We start from the raw sequence: 360 nt of genomic DNA, 5'->3' as shown, positions 1-360 counted from the left end.
AGAGGTCTTAAGACCTCTTTTGTTGTTTTTATGTTGGGTAAAACATGGTATTACTTGCATAGTTATTATTTAGCAGGAGCAATCATCCCCATGGAACTTACATTAGATAACGTATTCAACTTCAGTGCTGGCCCAGCTGCACTGCCTAAACCGGTAATGAAACAAGCGCAGGCGGACTTTATTGATTGGAATGGTTTAGGGACTTCCGTGATGGAAATCAGCCATCGCAGCAAGGAATTTATTCAAGTTGCTGACGAGTCCGAACAGGACCTACGTGATCTTCTGAACATCCCAGACAACTACAAAGTTCTTTTTTGTCAGGGGGGCGCTCGTGCTCAATTCGCTGCTGTTCCTCTAAAC

The 360-nt window shown here is 43.9% G+C and carries 1 protein-coding gene; it reads left to right on the top strand.

Annotated features, from left to right (window positions below):
* Window positions 1-90: 90 nt before the first annotated feature.
* Window positions 91-360, top strand: a 270-nt coding sequence (locus AB4496_RS29525) for an aminotransferase class V-fold PLP-dependent enzyme (RefSeq protein ID WP_372133699.1), incomplete at its 3' end; no start/stop codon positions are given.

Source organism: Vibrio sp. 10N.222.46.A1, from assembly GCF_041473595.1.
GTDB classification, from domain to species: domain Bacteria; phylum Pseudomonadota; class Gammaproteobacteria; order Enterobacterales; family Vibrionaceae; genus Vibrio; species Vibrio tasmaniensis_A.
The sequence above is the reverse complement of the archived record's forward strand: the minus strand, read 5'-3'. Positions and strand labels throughout refer to the sequence as shown.